Source organism: Alishewanella sp. WH16-1 (genome assembly GCF_001441695.1).
In the GTDB taxonomy this organism is placed as follows: Bacteria; Pseudomonadota; Gammaproteobacteria; order Enterobacterales; family Alteromonadaceae; genus Alishewanella; species Alishewanella agri.
In genome coordinates, this window is the sequence record NZ_LCWL01000019.1 from 1 (window position 1) to 4,798 (window position 4,798).

5 protein-coding genes are annotated in these 4,798 nt (G+C 52.7%); 1 reads left to right on the plus strand and 4 read right to left on the minus strand.

Annotation, left to right across the window (positions count from 1 at the left end; translation table 11 throughout):
• Positions 1-36: 36 nt before the first annotated feature.
• From AAY72_RS02380 to tsaA, 3 genes are read right to left on the minus strand one after another with little or no spacing between them, the layout of a single operon-like run.
• The gene (locus AAY72_RS02380; protein ID WP_008982987.1) at positions 37-1,764 is read right to left on the minus strand and encodes a proline--tRNA ligase; all 1,728 of its coding nucleotides are present in this window, start codon (positions 1,762-1,764) and stop codon (positions 37-39) included.
• A gap of 53 nt (positions 1,765-1,817) precedes the next feature.
• Positions 1,818-2,876 carry a kelch repeat-containing protein gene (locus AAY72_RS02385; protein ID WP_057785447.1) on the minus strand — a complete coding sequence of 353 codons (1,059 nt, stop codon included), beginning with the start codon at positions 2,874-2,876 and terminating at the stop codon, positions 1,818-1,820.
• Complete coding sequence (gene tsaA, locus AAY72_RS02390) at positions 2,830-3,558, minus strand: tRNA (N6-threonylcarbamoyladenosine(37)-N6)-methyltransferase TrmO (protein ID WP_008609891.1); 729 nt, start codon at positions 3,556-3,558, stop codon at positions 2,830-2,832. Before tsaA ends, AAY72_RS02385 begins: the two co-directional genes overlap by 47 nt.
• Before the next feature lie 162 nt (positions 3,559-3,720).
• Here tsaA and purU point away from each other — a divergent pair, with 162 nt between their 5' ends.
• Complete coding sequence (gene purU / locus AAY72_RS02395; protein ID WP_057785448.1) at positions 3,721-4,554, plus strand: formyltetrahydrofolate deformylase; 834 nt, start codon at positions 3,721-3,723, stop codon at positions 4,552-4,554.
• A gap of 2 nt (positions 4,555-4,556) precedes the next feature.
• Here purU and AAY72_RS02400 read toward each other — a convergent pair.
• On the minus strand, positions 4,557-4,798 hold a 242-nt coding region (locus AAY72_RS02400), incomplete at its 5' end, for a carbonic anhydrase (RefSeq protein ID WP_304439234.1).

The window sequence follows — 4,798 nt, forward strand, 5'->3', positions numbered from 1 at the left end:
GCAGCCTCGGCTGCCTTTATGCTATCAAGCGGTCACTCAGCGTTTGAGCTGCTGATTAACAAAGGCCAGCACCTCGTCGATAGCCAGCAACTCGGTGGCACCGCTGCGGCGGTTTTTATATTCCACCTGACGGTTATCCAAGTTACGCTCGCCAATCACAATATGATGCGGGATACCGACCAGCTCCATATCGGCAAACATCACACCCGGGCGCTCTTTACGATCATCAAACAGTACCTCAATACCGGCAGCAGTCAGTTGCTGGTATAGCAGTTCAGTTGCTTCGGCAATCCGTACTGATTTGTGCATATTCATCGGAATTAACACCACCTGAAATGGCGCTATCGCGTCAGGCCAGATAATGCCGCGTTCGTCATGGTTTTGCTCGATGGCTGCAGCGACGATACGTGATACGCCAACGCCATAGCAGCCCATGGTCATGATCTGGTGCTTGCCTTCTTCGTTCAGTACACCGGCTTTCATCGCCTGTGAGTATTTATCACCCAGTTGGAAGATATGGCCCACTTCAATGCCGCGCTTGATCACCAGTTTCCCAAAGCCACAGGGGCTGGCATCGCCTTCCACGACATTACGCAGGTCGGCAACCTGATAATCGGTGACATCGCGGTCCCAGTTAACACCGGTCAGATGGAAGCCATCCTGATTAGCACCACAGCTAAAATCGGCCAGATGCGCCGCGCTGCGATCGACAATCAGCGGCAGCGGGCACTTTACCGGGCCTAACGAACCCGGGCCGGCACCCATTACGGCGCGGATTTCTTCTTCCGAAGCAAACACCAGCGGGCTGGCAACTTGTGGCAGCTTTTCGGCTTTGATTTCGTTTAATTCGTGATCGCCACGCAGTACCAGGGCGACCAATGTCTGGGGCGCATCGTCACTGGGTTTGGCAGCATAGACAATCAGCGTTTTGCTGATTTGACTGGCCGGTTGCTGTAACAGCGCGGCAACTTCAGCGACCGTTTTCGCGCCAGGGGTTGCTACCTGTGTCAGCTGCTGCGTCGGGGCAGGGCGGGGGCCTGCCGGTGCCTTGGCTTCCGCCATTTCGATGTTTGCGGCGTAATCGCTGGTATCTGAAAAGGCAATCGCATCTTCACCTGAGGCGGCTAAGACGTGGAACTCGTGCGAGACGCTGCCGCCGATAGCGCCGGTATCAGCCAGCACCGGCCGGTAGTCCAGACCTAAGCGGTTGAAAATATTGCAGTAGGCACTATACATCGCATCATAGGTTTGCTGCAGCGATTCCTGACTTAAGTGGAAAGAGTAGGCGTCTTTCATCAGGAATTCACGGGCGCGCATTACGCCAAAGCGTGGCCGGCGCTCATCGCGGAATTTGGTTTGGATCTGATACAGATTCAGTGGCAGCTGTTTGTAACTGGTGATTTCGCGGCGTACCAGATCGGTAATCACTTCTTCATGGGTTGGCCCCAGCACAAAGTCGCGCTGGTGGCGGTCAACAAAGCGCAGCAGCTCAGCGTCCATTTTTTCCCAGCGCCCGGATTCCTGCCACAGCTCAGCCGGTTGTACCAGCGGCATTAATACTTCAATGGCGCCGGCTTTATTCATTTCTTCGCGGACAATTTGCTCAACTTTACGCAGCACCCGCACACCAGACGGCAAATAGGTGTACATCCCCGAGGCCAGACGACGGATCATTCCGGCGCGCAGCATAAGTTTGTGGCTGATCACCTCGGCATCGGCCGGGGTCTCTTTCATGGTCGATAATAAATACTGACTGGTGCGCATGCGATTCTCTGCAAAAAGCTTATTCTTAAGTGGCGGCTATTCTAGCAACGCTTTTACTCGGGCAGAAGTTTAATCTGCTGATTAATTACCTGATTGGTCACTTGCTGCTGTGCGAGCATCCCGCCCAGGCTGTAAAAACTGCCGTTGATTTCTACCAAAGCCCGCAGATCCATCACTGCGGTGGCGGCCTCGCCTTTAAACCAGCGTTGCTGCTTTGGTGAGTATAGCCACACCGCAGCCGAGGGTTCTGCGGCCTCGCCCTGATAGCCGACACCATTTAAGCGATAAGGGGTATTACTGCCGCCAATAAAGGCTGCAAATTCTTCACCATTTAAGCGCACTGTGCTGGCGGCTAAACGATACCGGCCCTGTTGATCGGGATGTGGCAGCTGGCGCCAACTGATTTTAAGCGGATCGCTACCCAGAGTACCGGCCCAGCAAGCCGGCGATTTTTGTAACGCTGGCGCCTGGTCTTTGGCGTAATGCAGGGTGACGCCATCACAAACCACTAACTGATTGGCGGCGATGGTGGCAGCATGGCCGAATACCGGCGCCCCGGGAAAAGGTGTGGCCTGCGCCCAGCGCTGGGTAAAGTTATCAAATACCTGCACCAGATTGACGGTGCCATGATCGCTCCAGCCGCTGACCAGATAAATATACCTGTTCTGGTGTGGCACTGCCGCGGCATGGTCAACCGGCACCGGCATATCGTTGAGGCGGGTAAAGCGACGGGTGACAGGGTCCAGCCGGTAACTGTCTGATGCGGTGGTCACATTACCATCGGACTGCATAAAAGCGCCGCCGAAAATAAAGAAGTTGTTATTCAGAGCAACGGCACTAATACCAATCCGGCCAGCCAGGCGTTGCTGACTGGGCAGGGCTGGCAAACTGTTCCAGCTAAACTCGCCGACGGTAAGCAACCAGACTTTGTTATGCTGATCAGCGGTGTTTTTTCCCGGCGCTATGCCTCCGACTGACAAAACATAGGTTTTATCGCGGATGCTGGTACTCGCCACCGCATTGTTACTGACCGGCTCTGGCAAGTCAGGCAGGGCCAGTACGATACTACTGGCAGCCAGCAGGCTCAGACAGCTTAATGATTTCAGTAACATAGTTATGTTCTCCGTTTACCGTCCACTTAATATTGAAGTTATACAGCGTCATACCATAGGTTTGTTCACTCTCGCGCTGTTTTTTATAAGGCGGGCGTGGGTCTTGTTTCAACACCTTCTCTATCAGCTGCTGTAACTTCGGGTAGGCGCTTTGTTGCCGGCAAAACTGCTCGGCTGCTGCACTAAACTCAACCGTCATACTGGTTTCCGGTGCCGCGTCAGCGAAACCACCCCGGGCATCAGCCAAGGCATCAGAGTAGGGTAGATAGGGTTTAATATCCAGGATTGGCGTGCCATCGAGCAGATCGATACCACTAATAAGTAAAGTTACTGCGCCATTATGGATCTCAACCCCGTCCAGTTTGACTACCGACAAACCCAGTGGGTTAGGCCGAAAAGTTGCCCGGGTCGCAAAGACCCCTTTGCGGGTGTTGCCACCCAAGCGTGGCGGGCGCACCATAGGCGACCAGCCTTTATCGGCTGTTTCGTGAAACACAAATACCAACCACAGATGACTGAACGCTTCGATACCCCGAATCATCGTTTCGCTGGCGTAGGGTGCCTGCAGTTTTAGCTTGCCGGTGGCCTCTGGTATTAATCCCGGCTGCCGGGGAATCGCAAATTTTTGTTTGTAGGGTGACTCGATATAGCCAATCACCTGCATCTGATACGGGTTAGTCATTCGGCCTTAGCAGTTAAGTTGTGGGTTTTATTCGGACTTTATTATGCAAGCACCAGCTTGAAACAACAAGAAAAGTTGATTTTAGCTGTCTAAATGGCTTTGACGCCAGATGGATATATTGTCAGAATGACAGGCATGATAGTTGAGTTGGAAGTTAACCAGATGGAACAACGGATCCTGCTTACCGCCTGCCCGGACTCGAAAGGGTTGATCGCCCAAATCACCAATATTTGTTATAAGCATCAACTTAATATCAGTCGGAATACCGAGTATGTGGATCCGGTCAGTGGGCAGTTCTATATGCGAACCGAGCTGGACGGTTTTTTTAACGAAACCACCTTACTCGCCGATCTGGATCGGGCTTTACCGGCAGGCAGCTCCCGCAGTTTGTTGCGTCGTCAGGCAAAGCGGGTGGTGATTCTGGTAACCAAAGAGGCACATTGCCTCGGTGATATCCTGATAAAAGTTTACGATGGCTCGTTATCGCTGGATATCGCGGCGGTAGTGGGGAATCATCCGCAACTGGCCACACTCGCGGAACGCTTTGCGATTCCTTATCATTACGTTAGCCATCAGGGATTAAGTCGCGAAGCGCATGAGCAGGCGTTACTGCAGACGATTCAGCCCTATCAGCCGGAGTATTTAATTCTGGCCAAATTTATGCGAATTCTAACGCCGGCCTTTGTCGCCGAGTTTCCAAACCGGATTATCAATATCCATCACAGCTTTTTGCCTGCCTTTATTGGTGCCAGACCCTATCAGCAAGCGTTTGAGCGTGGGGTGAAAATCATCGGAGCAACAGCGCATTTTGTAAATAATCAATTGGATGAAGGGCCGATTATTCAGCAGAAAGTGCTACCGGTTGATCACAGCTACAGCGCGGAAGATATGGAACGAGCCGGTCGTGATGTTGAAAAAGCCGCGCTTAGCGAAGCGTTGCAGTTTGTTACTGAGGATCGGGTCTTTGTACACGGCAACAAAACGGTGATTTTGTAGCCCTAGTCGCTGTCTGGCAGTTCCAGCGGATCCAGTGCGTAGATCCTGTCAATTTGCTCCAGACTGGAATGGCTGACTTTTAAATCCTTGACCCGGCCATTACGTAAGCTATACACCCAGCCATGAACACTCAGTTGTTGGCCGCGTTCCCAGGCTTCCTGGACAAAGCTGGTATGGCAGAGATTTTTTACCTGCTCAGCGACATTGAGTTCAATCAAGCGGTTCACCTGAGGGATCCCCACAA

Excerpts from the sequence above, each read along its gene's own strand:
- AAY72_RS02380 (WP_008982987.1), bottom strand. The coding sequence starts at position 1,764 with ATGCGCACCAGTCAGTATTTATTATCGACCATGAAAGAGACCCCGGCC.
- AAY72_RS02385 (WP_057785447.1), bottom strand. The coding sequence starts at position 2,876 with ATGTTACTGAAATCATTAAGCTGTCTGAGCCTGCTGGCTGCCAGTAGT.
- tsaA (WP_008609891.1), bottom strand. The coding sequence starts at position 3,558 with ATGACTAACCCGTATCAGATGCAGGTGATTGGCTATATCGAGTCACCC.
- purU (WP_057785448.1), top strand. The coding sequence starts at position 3,721 with ATGGAACAACGGATCCTGCTTACCGCCTGCCCGGACTCGAAAGGGTTG.